The organism is Loigolactobacillus binensis, from assembly GCF_005405165.1.
Taxonomy (GTDB): Bacteria; Bacillota; Bacilli; order Lactobacillales; family Lactobacillaceae; genus Loigolactobacillus; species Loigolactobacillus binensis.
In genome coordinates, this window is sequence record NZ_BJDN01000096.1 from 1 (window position 1) to 243 (window position 243).

The following is a 243-nucleotide window of genomic DNA, read 5'->3' on the forward strand; positions in this document are numbered from 1 at the left end:
AAGGATACACCTGTTCCCATGTCGAACACAGAAGTTAAGCTTCTTAACGCCGAGAGTAGTTGGGGGAGCACCCCCTGCGAGGGTAGGACGTTGCCACGCACTTTAAGGAAACAGCTAAGTTATCATGACTTGGCTGTTTTTTTGGGCTCTCTGTCAAATCCTGTTGATAGTCAATTTTACAGTGTTAGAAGTTACTTAACTTCTAATGCTGTTTTTTTACTTGGTTTGGTCCGCATTTGTTGC

Annotated in this window: 1 rRNA gene; it reads left to right on the forward strand. The window is 43.6% G+C overall.

The features are described from left to right. Window positions 1-99, forward strand: a 5S ribosomal RNA gene (gene rrf / locus FFM78_RS13765); the annotation flags it as partial. Window positions 100-243: the final 144 nt, after the last annotated feature.